This is a genomic window from Spartinivicinus ruber, from assembly GCF_011009015.1.
In the GTDB taxonomy this organism is placed as follows: domain Bacteria; phylum Pseudomonadota; class Gammaproteobacteria; order Pseudomonadales; family Zooshikellaceae; genus Spartinivicinus; species Spartinivicinus ruber.
The window spans coordinates 4851078-4870564 of the sequence record NZ_CP048878.1 but is presented as its reverse complement, the minus strand read 5'-3'; the positions used below and the strand labels follow the sequence as shown (position 1 = coordinate 4870564).

The window sequence follows — 19487 nt, the reverse complement described above, 5'->3', positions numbered from 1 at the left end:
ATGCAAGAAATTAATCCAATTCTGCAAACAATTGACGACCTAAAGTGCCGTACTGAGGTGCTGAGGGGGTACCTTTGACTACGCTGACAAACAGGAGCGGCTGGTTGAAGTTGAGCGTGAACTAGAAGACCCTAGTGTCTGGAATGAGCCTGACCGTGCTCAAGCATTAGGAAAAGAACGGTCTCAGTTGGAGTCGGTGGTAGGCACGATTGATAAACTGTCACAAGGTATTGATGATGCTAAAGACTTACTGGATATGGCGGTTGAGGAAAATGATCCTGACTCGGTAACTGAAGTGGAGTCGGAGCTAAGTGAGTTATCAAATTTACTTGGTCAGCTAGAGTTTCGACGAATGTTTGCTGGCAAGATGGACCCTAATAATGCCTACCTGGATATTCAGGCAGGTTCCGGTGGTACGGAAGCCCAAGACTGGGCCAATATGCTGCTGCGGATGTATTTACGCTGGGGTGAGCAAAAAGGTTTTAAGACTGATTTAGTTGAAGTATCTGCTGGTGATGTAGCAGGTATAAAAAGTGCCACGATCCAGTTTACGGGTGACTATGCATTTGGTTGGTTAAGAACAGAGACGGGTGTGCATCGATTAGTCCGTAAGTCCCCTTTTGACTCAGGCAATCGTCGGCATACTTCATTTGCATCAGTATTTATTTCCCCTGAAATTGATGATGATATTGAGGTAGATATTAATCCAGCTGATTTACGGATTGATACTTACCGCTCCAGTGGGGCTGGTGGGCAACACGTGAATACGACAGATTCTGCGATCCGGATTACCCACTTACCAACGGGTATTGTGGTTCAGTGTCAAAACCAGCGTTCCCAGCACCAAAATAAAGATAAAGCTATGCAACAGTTAAAGGCTAAGTTGTATGAGCAGGAAATGCAAAAACGGACGGCAGAACAACAAGCTTTAGAAGATAGTAAGTCTGACATAGGATGGGGCAGTCAGATTCGCTCCTATGTGTTGGATTCATCCAGAATTAAAGACTTACGGACTGGGGTAGAAACCTCAAACTGTAATGCTGTATTAGATGGTGACCTTGATAAGTTTATTGAGGCGAGCTTAAAGAAAGGTTTGTAATTTTTAGCGTGTTATATCCATTGGGCTAATGAGCGCAGGCGTTAAAAGTCAAAGAAAATCACTTCAAGTGATTAAAGTAAGTAATGTAATAACAGGTAACCCGTATGACTGAAGACACTCAGAGTGCAGTTGAGCAACAGGATGAAAATAAGCTGATTGCATTGCGCCGGGAAAAGCTAGCAGCCATTCGGGAAGAGCGTAATGCCTTCCCCAATGGCTTTCGGCGCGATAGTTTAGCCGAAGATTTGCAAGTCAAATACAAGGATAAATCGAAGGAAGAGCTGACTGAAGCAGGCATTCGGGTAAAAGTCGCTGGTCGCATTATGTTGAACCGGGGTGCTTTTATTGTTATTCAAGACGCTAGTGATAGGATTCAGGTATACGTTAATCGTAAAATACTATCTAAGGACGTTCTCAAGAATATTAAAACCTGGGATTTAGGTGATATTATTGGTGCTGAAGGGACATTACAGCGCTCTGGTAAAGGCGACCTTTATGTGGATATGGAATCAGTGCAATTATTAACAAAAGCACTGCGTCCATTACCAGATAAACATAAAGGGTTGGAAGATACTGAAATGCGCTATCGTCAGCGTTATGTAGACTTAATTGTTAATGATGAGTCACGTAAAGTATTTCAGGTTAGAACCCAAATCGTGGCAGCGATACGCCAATATTTGAATAACCAGGCATTTATGGAAGTGGAAACACCTATGTTGCAGGTTATTCCTGGTGGGGCAGCAGCAAGGCCATTTATTACTTATCATAATAGTCTGGATATTGATATGTATTTACGTATCGCACCAGAGTTATACCTCAAGCGTCTTGTAGTGGGTGGCTTTGAGCGGGTTTATGAAATTAATCGTAACTTCCGTAATGAAGGTTTATCAACCCGGCATAACCCTGAATTTACCATGTTGGAATTTTATCAGGCTTATGCAGATTATCATGATTTAATGGACTTAACAGAAGACATGTTGCGTACTGTTACTCAACAGGTGTTGGGCTCTAATGAAGTGAGCTACCAAGGCAGCTCGTATGACTTTGCTAAGCCATTTCAACGGATGACTGTGTTTGATTCTATTTTGCACTTTAATCCAGAGTTAACGGCTAGTGATATTGACAACCTGGAGTCTGCTCGTAAAGTCGCTGAAAACCTAGATATTCCATTAAAAGACAACTATGGTTTGGGCAAGGTGCAGATTGAGATTTTTGAAAAAACCGTTGAGCACCGTTTAGATCAGCCAACATTTATTACTGAATACCCGACAGAAGTCTCTCCACTTGCTCGACGCAATGATGAAAATCCATTTGTAACTGATCGGTTTGAGTTTTTTGTGGGGGGGCGGGAAATTGCCAATGGATTTTCTGAGTTAAATGACCCTGAAGATCAGGCAGAGCGTTTCCAACAGCAAGTGGCTGAAAAAGAAGCAGGTGATGACGAAGCAATGCATTATGATGCAGATTATATTAATGCTCTAGAGTATGGTTTACCACCAACTGCAGGAGAGGGCATCGGTATTGATCGCTTAGTTATGCTGTTTACTAACTCTGCATCGATTCGTGATGTGTTACTTTTCCCTCACATGAAACCACAAACTGAAATTTGACGCATTTGACCATTGAGTTGTGGCTCAATGGTCAGTTATCCTTACACTGTCGCCTTAATTATAAATGTTAAGGCGTTTTCAAAGTTAAAAGCACTTTACTGATTTCTAAAATTTGGCATTCCTTACGGGGATTTTGTCCTAATTTGGTGATTAGCTTTTTTATCGCTTTAGCCTGAAGTGAATGCTGTTTGAGCTTTCAGTTAAAGTGTTTTTAAACTCAGAATTAATTTTATAAACAAAATTAAAAAATCGCTCATCCGGTTTATTGGTAGTTAATAGGTACTTCTATATCAATAGCAAGCCGTTTCTTGAGCAGTAAAAAAGTACAGTGACGGGATCTTACTAATCATGTCTGAATTAAGGGAGCAGCTAGAGCAGTCCATTCCTTATCAAGGGCGTAAAGCCAGTAGAGTAGGAAGTGAGCAACGGCGACGGGCTATTCTGGAAGCAGCGCTTAATATTGTAATCAAGGAAGGGGTACGTGGCGTTCGCCATCGCGCAATTGCAAAAGCCGCCAGCGTGCCATTATCAGCAACCACTTACTATTTTAAGGATATTAATGATTTAATCAGTGACACTTTTTCTTACTTTGTCGAATTAGGTAACGCTAGGCTGAGTCATTTCTGGATTGAAGCTGAAGCAGCGATTAAACAACAGTTGTCTCAGTCAGAGACTACTGAAACAACTAGGCGACATTTACTTAAACATTTTACTGAACTTGCCGTATGTTATATCGAGCAACAAGTGACAGAGCGTCGTAATGAACTTGTTGCAGAGCAGGCTTTTCTGCTGGAAGCACTTAGGTCTTCGCATTTACGACAGCTGGTACACTTACATCACCAGAATTTGCTAAAGGATCTAACCCGCTTTTATCAACTATTAGGTACGGCTAAGCCAGAGCTTGATGCGGCACTGACCAAGGCAGTCGTAGTTGATGCAGAATATTGCTGTTTGCTGGATCCAAACCGTTATGGGCGAGAATATATCCGTGCATTTATACAGCGACATATTCAGTTGGTGCTGCAAATTCCTGATGAGGAAACCATAAACTAACAAACTACATTGGTTAAACTTAGTACTTTGCAGCATGGCGGGTTAATAGAGCTATGTTGCAAGTAATCCAACTGTAGAAAATAGCACTATACAAGTGGTGACAATAAAGGCTGTGGGTGTAAGAATCTACTGACTTAACTTACTCAAGCTTTGAGGTCATTATGAAAAATCAACCCATCATACTAATAGTGGTTGCTGTAGTTAGCGTGATAGCAACAGTGTTTATGCTGGATTGGTATGGGTATCTCCGCCACTCTACTGAGCAAGATTCAGTTTATTTGGCTGAGTTTAACCTAATTAAAAATGATCCTGGGCAAGAACAGTTTCTTTCACATAACCCCGCACCATTTTTAGCCTATTGTGCTGGTGGCTATTTAGTGATGAGTCATCAGAAAAAGCCAGGTGTTGCTGGGGTATTAACCTATAAAAATAAGAAGCCTATTCCTTGTAAGTCAAACTAGCCGTTTAGTTACTAGTCGTGTTGGTGGCTACTTGTCTTTACGTTGGAAATAGCCTTTAACTGTTTGCAATAAAGACGGGCGAGTAGTTACCTTAGACTTTTTCCTGCTTCTTTTGTGTGGGTAGAAGTTCACTTGACCACCGAGCATTTCAGTCATTTCACAGGCATCTTGGTAAATAAAGTCCATTAAATGAGTATTGGCAGGAAGTGTATGTTGAACGAGGGGAGATAGCTGGTAGGCCGGTAAGTCTTCAATAGCCATCAGTTTAATTGGTTTGGCCTGACTGGTTAGCCAAAGGTGTCTTGCTAATATACAGTGACTGGTTAAGTCATATTGTTGGGCAGAATATTGCCAGTTAACCCGTTGTTTTGCTGCTTCTATAAAAGATATCGGCATATGCCAGTGATTTAACAGTAAGCTAGCTAAGCGACTATTTAAACTGCGACACATTTGTTTTACTTTTTTTTCACTAGCAAGCAAATTTGGTTCTTGGGCTAAGTGAGTAATAAGTAACATGCAGCCGGAGTCTTGTAATAAAGAGGCAAGCATCGCTTCATCAGTGTTTAACTGAGAAATATATTTAGCCATGATAGCGCTGATAGCTGCCAGTGCGATACTGCGCTGCCAGTAATTAGCTAAAAAGCGTTTGGCCAGCTTGGAGTCAGATGGAAACAGTTTTTTTATTGTATAGGTTAAAACGAAGTTGCTAACGGCATACTCTCCTAACCTCTGAAGAGCTCCTCGTAAATCCATAGGGGGGGTCGTCTGATGAAAGAGTGGCGAGTCAGCCAGTTTCATCAGCTGGTCGACGAGCACGGGGTCTTGCTCCAGTAATTGAATAATGTCATTTTGGTGATGGCTGGGGTTGGCAATAATCTGGCGAATAGTAACCACAGTTTCAGGAAGACGAGGAAGCGGTTTTTTACCTTGCTCTAGTTGTTGTGCTATTTGAATATGGGGAGCCGTTGCCATGTTTATTTTGGTATTACTTCCGAAAACTATTCGTCAATTGTAGTGACTTTATAGCCGCATCCTATGATGGTTATAATAGCACTTTGAATGACAGTAAGTGAGGGTGAAGCAGGCAGATGGCTGATGTGAAGTTAGAGGTGAGCTGGAAGGAACACCTGATTGAGGAGTTTAATAAAGATTATATGAAAAGCCTGCGTGCTTTTTTACAAGCGGAAAAGCGGGCTGGGAAAGTGATTTACCCTCAAGGATCAGAATACTTTAAAGCTTTTGAACTTACGCCATTTGATCAGGTAAAAGTGGTAATTTTGGGGCAGGACCCATACCATGGCCCTGGACAGGCGCATGGGCTTTGTTTTTCTGTTAGACAAAAAGTTAAAATTCCTCCTTCTTTAGTGAATATGTATAAAGAGCTGGCGCAGGACTTAGGCATTCCTCCCGCCAATCATGGTTTTTTGGAACACTGGGCAAAACAAGGTGTATTGCTGTTAAACAGTGTGCTAACAGTTGAACAGGGACAAGCAGCTTCTCATCAAGGAAAAGGTTGGGAACAGTTTACTGACGAGGTTATTGCTCGTTTAAATGCGGAGTGCCAAGGAGTTGTTTTTATCCTCTGGGGTAGTTATGCACAGCGTAAAGGCAGTTTTATTGATACAAACAAGCATCTGGTTATTAAATCAGCGCATCCTTCACCATTATCTGCTCATCGTGGCTTTTTTGGCAGTCGTCCTTTTTCACAAACTAATACTTATCTGCAGCAGCAAGGGATGGAGCCAATAGACTGGCAATTACCCTCGCTTTAATTTTCGGTATTCTCTGGGAGGGACCCCAATCACTCGCTTAAATAAACGTGAGAAATAATAAGCATCTTCATAGCCTAAGTTTTGGCTTACTGCTGAGATGGGCTGATTCGTTAAGTCTAACAAATAACAGGCACGCTGCATTTTTAAATGGATAAAGTGTTGAATAGGACTGTGGCCGGTCAGAGCTTTAAAGCGCTTGCAAAAGTGATATTTGGATAAATTAACATTGGCAGCCAATTGCTCTAATTTAATTTGACCGTGAATATTTTTTTGCATATTACTCAACACTTTTTGTAAATCAAAATGTTCAGCCTGTAATTGCGGTTTAATGACAGCCACTAAACTGAGTAATTGAGCTAAATGGTTGGCTGCATAAATCAAGGGGCTAAGCTGGTAGGCGGCCTGATGTAATGAAACTAACGTATCAAAACTGGCCACCAGCTCTGGGTGTAAACCAAGTGGTAATTTAACATTACCCGTTTCAGGTAATAAGTGTTGTACATAACTATCACTCAATACCCCGTCAAAATGTATCCAGTAAATTGACCAGGGATTATTATTATCTGATTGATATTGATGTGATAACCCACGGGGTAATACTACTAGGTCGCCTGTACTTATGGTGAATTGTGATAGTTGAGTGTGTAGTTTGCCTTCCCCTGCAACGCAGTAAATTAATAAATGGTCCACATGCTGGTGGCGCTCCATTTGATGGAGTTTGGCCTGAGGATAATAACCAAACCCTAGAGGGTAACAGTGCTGACTAAGTGGGTGCAGGCTTAATTGCCTAGTGAGTGAGTCTGAGGTTATGTAACGAATAGCCTTGCTTGATAAAGGCCAACCAGAAGTGAGTTCAGGTTCGGTAGTTGATTTTGATAAAACCACAATAAAGTCCAGTTTTCTACCAAGATAGTTAATCCTGGATCAGAAGTAACCATGTTACAAGGGAAAGAAGTAATAGGGACATAAATATCGAAAGCAAAAACAGTGGCATCAATAATAACAACAATATAATCATTACCCATCAAGTAGGTAACTTAACAATGACTACTCAACCTAACTGCTTAAATCAATTTATTGATGGTGAGTTCAGTGTCAGTGAAGCAAAACGTCGTATTTCTGTCACCAATCCTGCGACACAAGAGGTGTTGTGTGAAGCGCCTTGTACAACTAGCAAGGAAATCGAAACGGCCATCGTTAGTGCACAGCAAGCTTATTATCAATGGCGAGAGGTGCCCACTCCAGAAAGAGCCAGATTAATGCTGAAGTATCAGGCACTGTTGAAACAACATCAGGAGGATTTAGCTGTTACGTTGAGTAAAGAAACCGGAAAGATCCTGGCTGATGCGAAAGGTGATGTATGGCGTGGGATTGAAGTGGTTGAGCAGGCTGCGAATGTCAGTAGCTTAATGATGGGGGAAACTGTAGAGAATGTAGCCCGAGCTATTGATTGTTACAGCTATTTACAGCCTCTTGGGGTATGTGTGGGCATTACGCCGTTTAATTTCCCAGCTATGGTGCCGCTATGGATGTACCCGATGGCCATTGCTTGCGGTAATAGCTTTGTGTTGAAACCATCTGAGCAAGACCCTATGACACCTATTCAGTTGGCAGATCTGGCAGTGGAAGCTGGTTTCCCTAAAGGTATACTGCAAGTAGTGCATGGTGATAAAGAGCAAGTAGATCAATTAATTACTCATCCGCTGGTGAAAGCCATATCGTTTGTTGGCTCAGTGGCTGCTGGTCAGCATATTTATCGAACGGGTACAGACCATTTGAAACGAGTACAGGCTTTTGCTGGTGCAAAAAATCATATGGTAGTGATGCCAGATGCTGATAAAGAGCAAGTGGTTAGTAATTTAGTTGGCTCAAGTGTTGGTGCTGCTGGTCAGCGTTGTATGGCGATCAGTGTAGCCGTGATGGTGGGTGAGGCTAAAAACTGCCTGGATGATTTACGAGATGCCATGGCTAATGTTAGGCCAGGTTTATGGGATGATCCAGAGGCTAGCTATGGACCACAAATTTCACCACAAGCTAAACAGCGAGTGTTGGGTTTTATTGCGAAAGGCAAAGAAGAAGGTGCCACTTGTTTATTAGATGGTTCAGATTGCAAGGTACCAGAAGCACCTGATGGTAATTGGATTGGGCCGACTTTGTTTGTTGATGTTACGCCTGAGATGAGTATTTATAAGGAAGAAATATTTGGGCCAGTACTTGTTGTGTTATGTGTGGATACCCTTGATCAGGCTATTGAGTTAATTAATCAGAACCCTTATGGCAATGGTACCTCTATTTTTACAGCTTCTGGTCAGGCTGCACGACACTTTCAGCATTATATTGAAGTTGGGCAAGTGGGTATTAATGTACCCATTCCTGTGCCATTACCCTTTTTCTCCTTTACTGGTTGGAAAGGCTCGTTTTATGGTGATCAACATGCTTATGGTAAGCAGGCCGTACGCTTTTATACAGAAACCAAGACCGTGACCGCCCGTTGGTTTGACCCTGGTATGAGTGCATCACCTAATATGACTATCCATTTACGTTAGAGAGGGAGAAAAAATATGGAGTAATAGGGTATTCTTCCACCGCTCTATAAAGCTATCCTCGGTCTTTAGAATTTTAGCTGTCCAGGACACTCTATCACTCTGTATCGGACACTAGGCTTATTTTCAACCCCCTTTCGTAGAAGTCTCGTTAGGAGAAAATATGGATTTTAATTTATCAGAAGAACAGTTAGCGTTTCAGGCTACGGCAAAACAATTTGCAGATAAAGAATTAGCTGAAAAAGCAGCAGAGTGGGATCTGCAAGCACACTTTCCCATTGATGTGATTAAAAAAGCGGGTAACTTGGGTTTTTGCGCAATTTATGCGCCTGTCGAACAAGGTGGAATGGGATTAAGTCGGCTAGATGCCAGTTTAATTTTTGAGGCATTAGCACAAGGCTGTACATCGACCACTGCCTATCTGACTATCCACAATATGGTGACCTGGATGGCCTGTAAGTTTGGTCAGTCTACGGTATTGGAAGAATGGTGTCCCCGTTTAGCTACAGGAGAGGTATTGGGCTCTTATTGTTTGACGGAGCCCAATGCAGGATCTGATGCAGCTTCATTAAAAACCAGTGCTACCAAAAAAGGGGGGTATTATTTATTAAGTGGCAGCAAAATGTTTATTTCTGGTGCTGGCTCAACGGATGTATTACTGATAATGGCTCGAACGGGTGAAGCTGGGCCAAAAGGTATTTCCAGCTTTTTAGTGCCGGCAGATTCAGAAGGAATTAGCTATGGGCGTAAAGAAGATAAAATGGGTTGGAATAGCCAACCGACTCGCACGATTAGTTTCGATCAGGTAAAAATACCGGTTAACTTGCGATTAGGTGAAGAAGGGCAAGGTTTTAAAATAGCCATGCAGGGGTTAGATGGCGGGAGAATTAATATTGCGTCTTGCTCTTTAGGTACCGCACAAGCTGCATTGAAACAGTCCCATGATTATCTGCAGCAACGCCAGCAATTTGGTAAACCATTAGCGGACTTTCAGGCGCTGCAATTTAAATTTGCTGATATGGCTACCCATTTAATTGCTGCACAACAAATGGTGCGTTTGGCTGCTTTTCACGTGGATCAGCAATCCAGTCAGGCCTCCACTTATTGCGCTATGGCAAAAAGGTTGGCAACTGATTTATGTTTTGATATTTGTAATCAAGCGTTACAGTTGCATGGTGGTTACGGTTATATCAAAGAATATCCATTAGAGCGTTATGTTAGAGATGCTCGGGTGCATCAAATTCTGGAAGGTACCAATGAAATAATGCGGGTTATTATTGCCAGGCGCTTATTAATAGAAAATGGATTAGAAACGATTTTCTAAGGACATTCGATGAAAAAAGAACTAGAACCTGTAACAGCCGGGCAGTTAACAGCAATTACCAATAAATTGGTTGTTGAAAAAATTGGCCATACAGCATTGATCACCATTAATAATCCCTCAGCCAATACTTGGGATAGTGAAAGTTTGTCGGGATTAAAAACGATTGTTGAATTATTAAATCAAGACCGCTCTATTTATAGTTTGGTAATTACGGGACAGGGAGAAAAGTTTTTTTCAGCTGGAGCTGATTTAAAAATGTTTGCTGATGGTGATAAAGCTAAAGCCCGAGAGATTGCCAAGCAATTTGCCCTAGCATTTGAAACGTTAAGCCAATATCAAGGGGTTTCTATTGCTGCTATCAATGGTTATGCAATGGGTGGTGGGTTAGAGTGCGCATTAGCTTGTGATTTACGAATAGTTGAAGCTCATGCAGCACTGGCACTACCTGAAGCGTCTGTGGGGTTATTGCCTTGTGCCGGTGGTACCCAGCAATTGCCATGGCTAGTGGGAGAAGGCTGGGCGAAACGGATAATTCTTTGTGGGGAACGAGTTACTGCCGAAAAAGCAGTGGAAATTGGCTTAGCTGAACAACAGGTGTCATCAGGTAAAGCCAAGGAAATGGCATTAGCACTTGCAGAAAATGTTGCTACACAAAGTCCGTCCAGTGTGCGCGCCTGTAAGCAGTTAATTCAAAAAGCCCGATTTCATCCTATGTGGCAGGCATTACCAATTGAACGAGAGCTATTTATTGATTTATTTGATACGGAAGATCAGCGGGAAGGGGTTAATGCATTTTTAGAAAAGCGGCCAGCTGTTTGGAAAAATAGTTAGAAGATAAATAATAAGTGGCTAGGAGATTATTAATGTCACAGTCTGCGGTGTTATTTGAAGAGTTACCCGTTAGTAAGGGAAAGCGACTGGCTAAAATTACCTTGAATCGAGCGAAAGCGCTGAATGCTATTGATTTAGAAATGATCATGGCTATTTTTCAGCAGCTTCAACAATGGCGGAGCCAGCCTGATATTGTTGCTGTTTGGTTGGAAGGTGAAGGAGGCCGAGCCTTTTGTGCGGGTGGTGATATCCGAAAATTATACCTAATGCTCACAGAACAGTCGGACCACCGTTTAGAGCATGCCACTGTATTCTTTCAACACGAGTATCAACTGGATTATTTAATTCATACTTACCCAAAACCCATCATCTGTTGGGGAAGTGGCATTGTAATGGGTGGAGGGCTTGGTTTAATGGTTGGTGCCAGTCATCGAATAGTGACTGAAACCAGTCAAATTGCCATGCCAGAAATTAATATTGGTTTATACCCAGATGTTTCTGGAACCTGGTTTTTATCGCGTTTGCCAAGTGATTTAGGATGTTTTATTGGTTTAACGGGAGCTGCACTTAATGCGGCTGATAGTATTCGCTTAGGTTTTGCTGATTATTTTATTTCTACTGAATTAAAAGCAGAATGCTTGGACACGTTAATTCAAGCGGATTGGGAGCAAACTGATACAGCCAATAAAGTGTTAGTGGGACGCTTATTAAAGCCTTTAGAAAAACAAGCCTGGCGTCATCTTCCTGCGTCTAAAATTGTTGAACACTGGCAAAGTATACGCTTGTTATTTGGTTTAGCTTCTTTGCTAGATATTGATGTAGCTGTAAAATATCATGCAGCAAAACCAGAGGATGACTGGTTAACAGGTACTTTACAAAGCTATATCAATGGTTGTCCAACTACCGCTTGGATTGTCTGGGAGCAAATTCAACGCGGACGTCACTTATCATTGGCGGATGCCTTTCAATTGGAATTAATTTTATCCGTGCAGTGTTGCTTACATCCTGACTTGGCCGAGGGGGTTAGAGCGAGGCTAATCGATCGTGATAACCAGCCTGGTTGGTACTATAAGTCAGTTGCAGAGGTACCCACTGAATGGGTCGAGGGACATTTTCAAGCACCGTGGGCTGAAGACGTGAATCCATTAAAACATTTATTGAAATAACAAATCATAAACAACTGTTGCAGCATAAACAAAATTATAATGAGGGATGTATGAAAATTGGATTTATTGGCTTAGGACTCATGGGGGGGCCAATGGCTCACAACCTGTTAAAAGCTGGGTTTGAGCTTAAAGTATTTGACTTGGTGCCTGCGCTGCTAAAGCCGCTCGTTCAAGAAGGTGCAATGGCGGTTGATAATGCTCAACTAGTAGTAGAAAACGTAGATTGTCTAATTACCATGTTGCCTGCCAGTGAGCATGTTTTAAGCCTGTACTTAAAGGATGAAGGGTTGATAGAGAAAATTGACCCAAAAACCTTGGTGATCGACTGTAGTACAATAGCCCCAGATGCTGCAAAAAACGTGGCTGAAGCGGCGGTTAAGCGGAGTATTACTATGTTAGATGCCCCTGTTTCTGGTGGCACTAAAGGGGCCAAGGAAGGTACCTTAACTTTTATTGTGGGAGGATCAACATCAGGTTTTGAGGCTGCACAGCCCATTTTCTCTGCAATGGGAAAAAATATTTTACATGCGGGTGATCATGGCGCGGGGCAGATGGCAAAAATCTGCAATAACATGTTGCTGGCTATTCATATGGCTGGTACCGCAGAGGCTATCCAGTTAGGGGTTAATAATGGTCTGGACCCTAAAGTACTATCAGATATTTTGGTGCAAAGTTCTGGTAGAAACTGGTCGCTTGAGCTGTATAACCCGTACCCAGGTGTTATGGATATGTCTCCAGCAAGTAATCACTATCAAGGTGGGTTTAAAGTGAATTTAATGGTGAAGGATTTGGGGTTGTCACAGCAAGCGGCGTTGTTAAGTCACTCTAGTACACCGTTAGGTGCATTAGCAAGAAACCTATTTAATCTGCATGCTACTCAGGGAAATGGTCAGTTAGATTTTTCCAGCATCCAGTGCTTTTATCAGGCAGATAAGGACTTGGTTTAGTGTTTTAACTATTGACTCATTTCGGCCGAATATTTCATCACACCACATCAGTTTTAGATTTTGATAGCTGACGAAATATTCGGGCTGGGCGACAGTTCTTCCTTTTAGTTAATGTTTGACTACCCCCATTCGTGGGCGGTCATGCTCAAAATGTCCACTTTGTGTATAAAAACCTCCTCGTACGACTTTAGGTTTTACCAGACGCTCGAAATCACGGTACTCCATGCGGATAATTTCATTATGATTGCCTGCGTTGAACGCAACTTTGTGGTCAGCAACTAATGCTTCAGCCACGTAAACAGGGATATCAAACAAGTTGCCAAATGGTGGCATTGCGCCAGTTTTACAATGAGGAAATAAATCGCTGAATTCACTCTCATGGGCTAGTTCAACATCTACTGCACCAAGATATTCGCTGATAGTGTTGAGGTCGATGGCATAATTTGATGGCATGACAACCATCGACATAACATCATCAACTTTTACCATGACTGTTTTGGCAAAGTCTTTGCCTGGGATATGAGCGGATTGAGCAACTTCCTGTGCTGTAAAGCCAGCAGAGTGCTCATGAATACTGAAAGGAATGTTTTTTTCCTGTAAGTATTCGGTAAGTTGGGGAATAGCCATAGCAGCCTCCGTTATTCCCGAAGCCAGGAAACAGGGATTCTCTTAAATTATAGAACAACCATAATGGTTTATTTCCCCGTTTCTTTCATCACCCTGCAATGGTTATAATCCACTGATAAAAATGAATTATCTTAGTCAGCATTGCCATGGTTTATTGATGAAGCGAATTACTTTTTTTCTAATGCTCCAGTTATGGATGGTTGTTGTTAGCTGCTTTTCTCAGTTAGCTGTGGCAAGTAATGAAGCTAGCAATGCTCAGCCTCAATCACATGACACGATTACTGTTGCTTACTCATTAGGACAGGAGCCTTATCAGTTCACTAATGATCAGGGTAAGGCCAACGGTTTTATTATTGATTTATGGCGTCGTTGGGCTGAACAAGCCAATGTTAAGGTGCGCTTTTTAGGTGCCCCTGCCGTTGTTGCAGCGGAAATGGTGGCAAGGGGGCATGCGGATGTTCATGCTGGCTTATTAACCAAGGAGTTAAAAGCCGTTGATCTAAAAGCTGTAACGCCTGTGGGGAAAAGCAGTATTTACTTTTTTTACCACCGGAATGTGTTGGGCGTAAAAAGTCTGCAAGATTTAGCAGGATTTAAAATAGGGGTTATCAGTGGTGCTGACACTGCTTATGAAATTGAAAGCCGCCTGAAAGATGCTTCACTAGTTAACTACCATAATAATATTGCGATGCTGAAAGCTGCTCAGGCAGGGGAAATCCGTGTATTTGTTGGTAGTGGGCCTACTTTACGGTTTTTAATGGCGAAGCAAGGTATTTCCCGAGAGTATAATTACCAAGCAGAACAACCACTTTATCAGCGTACCCTTTACGCTGCGGTAAATCCTGATAATGCAGCCATTGAAGAATTGATTCGGGATGGTATGCAAAAAATTTCAGCGGCTGATCGCAAGGTGATGGAAAACAAGTGGCTGGAACAAACGCAAAGCTATACCAGTGGTGCTTTAATCGTTGCAATTGATACTGACTTTCCTCCTTTATCATTTTTAAATTCAAAAGGTCGGCCCGCTGGTTTTTTTGTTGATTTATGGCGGCTTTGGGCCAAAAAAAGTGGCAAGCAAGTACGTTTTAAGGCCACTGAGTGGCAGGAGACCCTTGAGTTGGTTCAGGTGGGGGATGTTGATATCCATTCGGGACTTTCTGAGACTACTGGACGTAAAGAATGGCTGGATTTTTCACAGCCTTTTTATGAAATGAGTTCAGTATTATTTTATGACACTTCAGGTAAACCAGTTCGTAACAAAGAGCAATTAGCCGGTAAGCGACTAGGGGTAGTAAGAGGCACATCTCACCAAGGGCATATTGAAAAGCAATGGCCTGATTCGCGGGTAATTACCTTTGAAAATAATGAAGCACTGATCAGGGCTCTGTTGGATAAGCAAATTGATGCGTTTATTGCTGAGCAAGTGTCGATTAATATTTTGCTAAACACATTGGGATTGGTAGGTGAAATAAAAGCGTCCAGTCAATTTTCATTTCGAGAAAAGTTTCATGCTGGGGTGATAAAAGGTCGTAGTAAAGATTTATTAAACGATATTAATAAAGGATTGAGTCTTATAACCCATGAAGAATTTCGGGAAATGGAGGCGCGCTGGTTAGCTGATCCTAAGTTTCGTTATTTCTCTGATGAAGCAGTTCCATTGGAGTTGACTGAAGAGGAAAAACAATGGCTGGTTGATCATCCTGTCATTACTTTTACGGGTGATCCAAAATATCCTCCCATTGAGTTTTTAAATGAAGATGGTAAATACCAGGGGATTGCAGCTGAATATATCGATATTATTGAAAAGCGCTTAGGGATTACCATGAAGTATATCCCTTCGGCTAATTGGGAGGCTGCAAAAGAAAAGTTACGCCACGATGAAGTCGATATGGTCAGTGTCATAGCGTGGGATGAAGATCTTGCTAAGTCTTTGTCATTTACCCAGCCTTACCTGGAAATTCCAACTGATATTATTGCCCGTAGTACAGATGATAGCATCAAAAAAATAAAGGATTTGTCAGGTAAAAAGGTGGCAACCTTACCTGATTTTGAGCCAACAGAATTTATTAAGTCTCGATATCCTGATATTGAGTTTGTAAATGTCCCTGACTTTGCGAGTGGTATTAAACAAGTTTCTCTTGGCCAGTTTGATGCGATGATTGTTAACCGGGCTACGCTTTCTTACTCAATTGACCAGACTAAAATAACCAATTTACGTAGCGTTGCTGAAGTAGGGTATAACTACCATTATCGAATGGCAACTAACCGCCGTTGGGAAGTTTTTAGCACCATCTTAAATAAAGTATTAAGCAGTATTCCTACCAAAGAAAAAAATGAAATCGAAGGCAAGTGGATTTCGATTCAGCCCAGAGTATGGAAGCCCACAAAAGAATTTATCGTTGGGGTGGTTATTACCCTTGCGATTATATTGCTGATTATTTACTGGAATTGGCGCTTATCCCGGGAAATTGATGAACGGCATAAGGCGGAAAAAGCCTTACGGATGAGGGCGCAAATGGATCGGATGATTAGCAATATTACCCGACAATTTATGGATCGTGAGCTTGATGAAGCCATTCAATATACGATTCGGGTGATCGGCGAGTTTATGGGGGCTGACCGAAGTTATGTGCTGAGTTATCAGACGGATTATAAAAGTGCAGATATTACTCATAACTGGCATGTTAAAGCCATGCCTGATTATACAGAACAACAGCAACAGCTGCTAACTGAGCATTTTCGAGTATTGGATAGTCGACCGTTAAAAGGCGAAGTGTGTCAGTGGTCGTTAGGTAGTTTTGGTATACATGAGCCTTCGTCTGCTCGTCATTATTTAGAGTCTCTCAATATTCGTTCAGTTATCCATGTACCGATGTTGTTATCTGGGCGAGTGGTTGGTTCGATTGCACAAGTGACCGTCGATCAGGATAAAACCTGGACCAGTGAAGAAGTAGCCTTGTTATGGCGGGCCGGAGAATTAATTGCTATTGGTCGAGCCCGTAAAGATGCTGAAGATGCCTTGCGTCGGAGTGAAGAGCGTTACCAACTGGCAATGGATGCAGCTACAGATGGACTGTGGGATTGGAATATTCCACAAGGAAAAATTTATTTTAGCCCTCGCTTTGCCAGAATGCTAGGTTATCAGCCTGATACGATAGAAGGTACAAAAGAAGCTTGGGAAGATTTAATTCATCCAGATGATAAAGCACAAACTACTGCATTTTTAGATCATATGTTTGCTACTCAAAATGACAGTTTTGAGTGTACTTACCGGGTTCGTCGCCAAGAAGGCAGTTACAGTACAATTCAAACCCGCGGTAAGGTAGTTAAACGTAATCGTAAAAACGAACCATTACGTGCTGTGGGTACCCATGTTGATATCACGGAAGAATTAACCCGCCAACAAGAATTATCATTAGCGCGGTTTTCACTGGATAACTCTGCAGATGATATTCTTTGGGTGCGCCAGGATGGCAGTCATCGTTATGTCAATATGGCTTTATGTCGCTCACTGGGTTATGAACAGGAAGAATTATTAAATAAAAAAGTCACTGATATTGACCCAGAGTTAAATCAACGTGCCTGGGAGTCACTGTGGAATGTATTGACTCGTGGTAAACCCAGAACCTTTGAAACTTTGCGGCGGCGCAAAGATGACTCTGTTTATCCTGTAGAAGTGACAGCTAATTTTATGGAATATGACGATGAAGGCTATGTCTTCATGTCCAGCCGGGATATTACCGATCGAAAACAAGCAGAAGAAGCCCTTAGGCAAGCGAAAGAAACTGCAGACCAAGCTAATTTAGCCAAAAGTGAATTTTTAGCCAATATGAGCCATGAAATTCGCACACCAATGAATGCAATTATTGGTATGAGCCACCTGGCATTACAAACGGAATTAAGTAAAAAACAATACGACTATATCAGTAAAATCAAGTCTTCTTCTCATGCTTTATTAGGCATCATCAATGATATCCTCGATTTTTCAAAAATAGAGGCAGGCAAAATGGACATGGAGTCCATTAATTTCGACTTGGAAGAAGTCTTTGATAATTTGTCGAGCATGATGGGCGTTAAAGCAGAAGAGAAAAATCTTCAAGTGGTGTATCAAATTGAGCCTGATGTTCCACGCCAGTTAATTGGTGATCCACTGAGGTTGGGTCAGGTATTAATTAATTTAACCCATAATGCCATTAAATTTACCCGTAAAGGACAAGTGACTGTTAGTGCCAAGGTTCGCTCAAAAGGAGATGAAGAAGTCGAGTTGGTTTTTTCAGTAAAAGATACCGGAATAGGTATCAGTGATGGTCAGTTAAGTCGACTATTTGACTCATTTTCTCAAGTCGATGGATCAACTACCCGTAAGTTTGGTGGCACGGGCTTAGGCTTGGCCATTTGTAAAAAACTGGTTGCCATGATGGGTGGGGATATCAAAGTTGTTAGTGAAATGGGGCAGGGTAGTGAGTTTGTATTTACTGCTAAGCTGGGCATTCATCGTTCAGAAGATCAGTTAAAGAGGCTTAGCGAAGAGTTGCAAGGAGTTCGGGTGCTGATTGTAGATGATAACGAAACCTCGCAAACTGTACTGACAGATATGCTGGAAACCTTTAGCCTACGACCCCAGGCTGTAAGCTCTGCGAATGAAGCCTATGAGTTTATTAAGCAAGCTAACCAAACCCCTGGTGATTGCTTTGAGCTAGTGTTGATGGATTGGAGAATGCCAGATACTGATGGCATCGATGCTTCAATTTATATCAAACAAATGGAAGGGCTTGCTAAAGTGCCAGCAATTGTCATGGTCACGGCTTATGGGCGGGAAGAAATTATGCAACAGGCACAAGGTGCCGTGGATGGTTTCTTAATTAAACCTGTTAGTCCTTCGGTTTTATTAGAAACAGTTTTAAGAACCTGTGATCGCTGGTACCGTGCAAGAGTCTTAAAAGGTAGTCAACAGCTTACTCAAATTGCTCCACAGTTGGTGGGTGCTAAAGTGTTGTTGGCGGAAGATAATGAAATTAATCAGCAGGTTGCTCAGGAGTTATTATTAGCATTAGGCTTAGATGTGGTTATTGCGAATAATGGGCGAGAAGCTGTAGAGAAAATTCAACAAGAAAGTTTTCGCCTGGTATTTATGGATATTCAAATGCCAGAAATGGATGGTTTTCAGGCTACGGAAAAAATTCGTAGCATGCCTCAATTTGATAAATTACCTATTGTAGCAATGACGGCGCATGCGATGCGGAGAGATCGAGAAAAATGCTTGGCAGCTGGCATGAACGACCATATTGCAAAACCATTAAATCCTGATGAATTGAGTGTAATGATTGCCAAGTGGTTAAAAACCAAGCCCATTATTAGTAATAAAAGAGTCAGTCAGCCTCAACTGGAATGGCCAGAGCAGTTATCCTCTATTGATTTAGCCGCTGGTCTATCCAGAGTAATGCAAAATCAGCCTTTATACTGCAAGATCCTGAGGGATTTTATTAATCAGCAGCCAGCTAATTTGCAGTCATTAGCAGAAACACTAGCTAATCAAGATTGGGAGCAAGCCCTTTATCTGGCACACACGATGAAAGGAGTTGCTGGTAATATAGGAGCGAATGAATTACAAGACAGTTGCTTAGCGCTAGAAAAGCTACTTAAAGCAGAGCAGTTTGAGCAGGCTGAGCAGGTATTTAATCAATTAAAATCTCATTCGCAAACTTTAGCAGAAGAGCTTAGCCTGCTGCCAGGTGTTATCATTGCTGAAGAAGAGACGGCTACTGAGTTACAAACTGCTGTAGACACAACAGAAAGCAATTGCGAAAACGACAGTACTGGTGCGCCTTCTGCTGATGAATTATTCCAGTTAAAGAAAATGTTATCCAGTGGTGATACGGAAGTGATGGCTGTTTGGCAGAAGTTGATGCCCCACTTAACCAAGACTCTTGATCCAACGCTATTAGGTCAAATTGGTGAAAAAATAGATAATTTTGATTTTGATGAAGCGTTACATTTAGTGGAAGATAATATTCCTTAATTACACATCGCCAGGTGCCTAATACTGAAGCACCT

Annotated in this window: 14 protein-coding genes; 11 read left to right on the top strand and 3 right to left on the bottom strand. The window is 41.9% G+C overall.

Annotation, left to right across the window (positions count from 1 at the left end; all coding sequences use genetic code 11):
* The 4 genes from prfB to G4Y78_RS22135 all read left to right on the top strand — a co-directional run bounded on the left by prfB (position 1) and on the right by G4Y78_RS22135 (position 4223).
* A protein-coding gene (gene prfB / locus G4Y78_RS22150; protein ID WP_163835070.1) for a peptide chain release factor 2 occupies positions 1–1099 on the top strand; the annotation gives its coding sequence in 2 pieces (ribosomal slippage) (positions 1–75 and positions 77–1099; 1098 coding nt in all).
* Between the two features lie 104 nt (positions 1100–1203).
* Positions 1204–2709, top strand: a complete 1506-nt coding sequence (gene lysS / locus G4Y78_RS22145; protein WP_163835069.1) for a lysine--tRNA ligase — start codon at positions 1204–1206, stop codon at positions 2707–2709.
* A gap of 348 nt (positions 2710–3057) precedes the next feature.
* Entirely contained in the window at positions 3058–3762 is a 705-nt protein-coding gene (locus G4Y78_RS22140; RefSeq protein ID WP_163835068.1) for a TetR/AcrR family transcriptional regulator, read from the top strand.
* A gap of 161 nt (positions 3763–3923) precedes the next feature.
* The gene (locus tag G4Y78_RS22135; RefSeq protein ID WP_163835067.1) at positions 3924–4223 is read left to right on the top strand and encodes a hypothetical protein; all 300 of its coding nucleotides are present in this window, start codon (positions 3924–3926) and stop codon (positions 4221–4223) included.
* 27 nt (positions 4224–4250) lie between these two features.
* Here the strand turns inward: G4Y78_RS22135 and G4Y78_RS22130 are convergent, their stop codons facing one another.
* A complete protein-coding gene (locus G4Y78_RS22130) occupies positions 4251–5195 on the bottom strand; it encodes an HDOD domain-containing protein (RefSeq protein WP_163835066.1) in 945 nt (314 codons plus the stop codon).
* Positions 5196–5311: 116 nt separating this feature from the next.
* Here G4Y78_RS22130 and ung point away from each other — a divergent pair, with 116 nt between their 5' ends.
* A complete protein-coding gene (ung, locus tag G4Y78_RS22125) occupies positions 5312–5995 on the top strand; it encodes a uracil-DNA glycosylase (protein WP_163835065.1) in 684 nt (227 codons plus the stop codon).
* Here the strand turns inward: ung and G4Y78_RS22120 are convergent.
* Positions 5981–6880 (bottom strand): helix-turn-helix transcriptional regulator, encoded by a 900-nt coding sequence (locus G4Y78_RS22120; protein ID WP_230425634.1) that lies wholly within the window; start codon positions 6878–6880, stop codon positions 5981–5983. The two genes, ung and G4Y78_RS22120, sit on opposite strands and share 15 nt — an antisense overlap.
* Before the next feature lie 158 nt (positions 6881–7038).
* On the opposite strand from G4Y78_RS22120, the gene G4Y78_RS22115 reads away from it, so the two are divergent.
* From G4Y78_RS22115 to mmsB, 5 genes are all read left to right on the top strand, one after another.
* On the top strand, positions 7039–8541 hold the full coding sequence (locus G4Y78_RS22115; protein WP_163835064.1) for a CoA-acylating methylmalonate-semialdehyde dehydrogenase: 1503 nt from the start codon (positions 7039–7041) through the stop codon (positions 8539–8541).
* A 160-nt stretch (positions 8542–8701) separates the two neighbouring features.
* On the top strand, positions 8702–9862 hold the full coding sequence (locus tag G4Y78_RS22110) for an acyl-CoA dehydrogenase family protein (RefSeq protein ID WP_163835063.1): 1161 nt from the start codon (positions 8702–8704) through the stop codon (positions 9860–9862).
* 9 nt (positions 9863–9871) lie between these two features.
* Positions 9872–10693, top strand: coding sequence for an enoyl-CoA hydratase (locus G4Y78_RS22105; RefSeq protein WP_163835062.1), 822 nt, complete (start codon positions 9872–9874; stop codon positions 10691–10693).
* A gap of 32 nt (positions 10694–10725) precedes the next feature.
* Complete coding sequence (locus tag G4Y78_RS22100; RefSeq protein WP_163835061.1) at positions 10726–11859, top strand: enoyl-CoA hydratase/isomerase family protein; 1134 nt, start codon at positions 10726–10728, stop codon at positions 11857–11859.
* A gap of 50 nt (positions 11860–11909) precedes the next feature.
* Complete coding sequence (gene mmsB, locus G4Y78_RS22095; protein ID WP_163835060.1) at positions 11910–12806, top strand: 3-hydroxyisobutyrate dehydrogenase; 897 nt, start codon at positions 11910–11912, stop codon at positions 12804–12806.
* A gap of 108 nt (positions 12807–12914) precedes the next feature.
* On the opposite strand, the gene G4Y78_RS22090 is transcribed toward mmsB, so the two are convergent.
* Entirely contained in the window at positions 12915–13433 is a 519-nt protein-coding gene (locus G4Y78_RS22090; protein ID WP_163835059.1) for an aminoacyl-tRNA deacylase, read from the bottom strand.
* Positions 13434–13590: 157 nt separating this feature from the next.
* Between G4Y78_RS22090 and G4Y78_RS22085 the strand changes: the two genes are divergently transcribed.
* Complete coding sequence (locus G4Y78_RS22085) at positions 13591–19452, top strand: transporter substrate-binding domain-containing protein (protein WP_163835058.1); 5862 nt, start codon at positions 13591–13593, stop codon at positions 19450–19452.
* The last annotated feature ends 35 nt before the right edge of the window (positions 19453–19487 follow it).

What these genes read in the sequence shown, in the direction of transcription:
- lysS (WP_163835069.1), top strand. Translation starts at nt 1,204, where the DNA reads ATGACTGAAGACACTCAGAGTGCAGTTGAGCAACAGGATGAAAATAAG.
- G4Y78_RS22140 (WP_163835068.1), top strand. Translation starts at nt 3,058, where the DNA reads ATGTCTGAATTAAGGGAGCAGCTAGAGCAGTCCATTCCTTATCAAGGG.
- G4Y78_RS22135 (WP_163835067.1), top strand. Translation starts at nt 3,924, where the DNA reads ATGAAAAATCAACCCATCATACTAATAGTGGTTGCTGTAGTTAGCGTG.
- G4Y78_RS22130 (WP_163835066.1), bottom strand. Translation starts at nt 5,195, where the DNA reads ATGGCAACGGCTCCCCATATTCAAATAGCACAACAACTAGAGCAAGGT.
- ung (WP_163835065.1), top strand. Translation starts at nt 5,312, where the DNA reads ATGGCTGATGTGAAGTTAGAGGTGAGCTGGAAGGAACACCTGATTGAG.
- G4Y78_RS22115 (WP_163835064.1), top strand. Translation starts at nt 7,039, where the DNA reads ATGACTACTCAACCTAACTGCTTAAATCAATTTATTGATGGTGAGTTC.
- G4Y78_RS22110 (WP_163835063.1), top strand. Translation starts at nt 8,702, where the DNA reads ATGGATTTTAATTTATCAGAAGAACAGTTAGCGTTTCAGGCTACGGCA.
- G4Y78_RS22105 (WP_163835062.1), top strand. Translation starts at nt 9,872, where the DNA reads ATGAAAAAAGAACTAGAACCTGTAACAGCCGGGCAGTTAACAGCAATT.
- G4Y78_RS22100 (WP_163835061.1), top strand. Translation starts at nt 10,726, where the DNA reads ATGTCACAGTCTGCGGTGTTATTTGAAGAGTTACCCGTTAGTAAGGGA.
- mmsB (WP_163835060.1), top strand. Translation starts at nt 11,910, where the DNA reads ATGAAAATTGGATTTATTGGCTTAGGACTCATGGGGGGGCCAATGGCT.
- G4Y78_RS22090 (WP_163835059.1), bottom strand. Translation starts at nt 13,433, where the DNA reads ATGGCTATTCCCCAACTTACCGAATACTTACAGGAAAAAAACATTCCT.
- G4Y78_RS22085 (WP_163835058.1), top strand. Translation starts at nt 13,591, where the DNA reads ATGAAGCGAATTACTTTTTTTCTAATGCTCCAGTTATGGATGGTTGTT.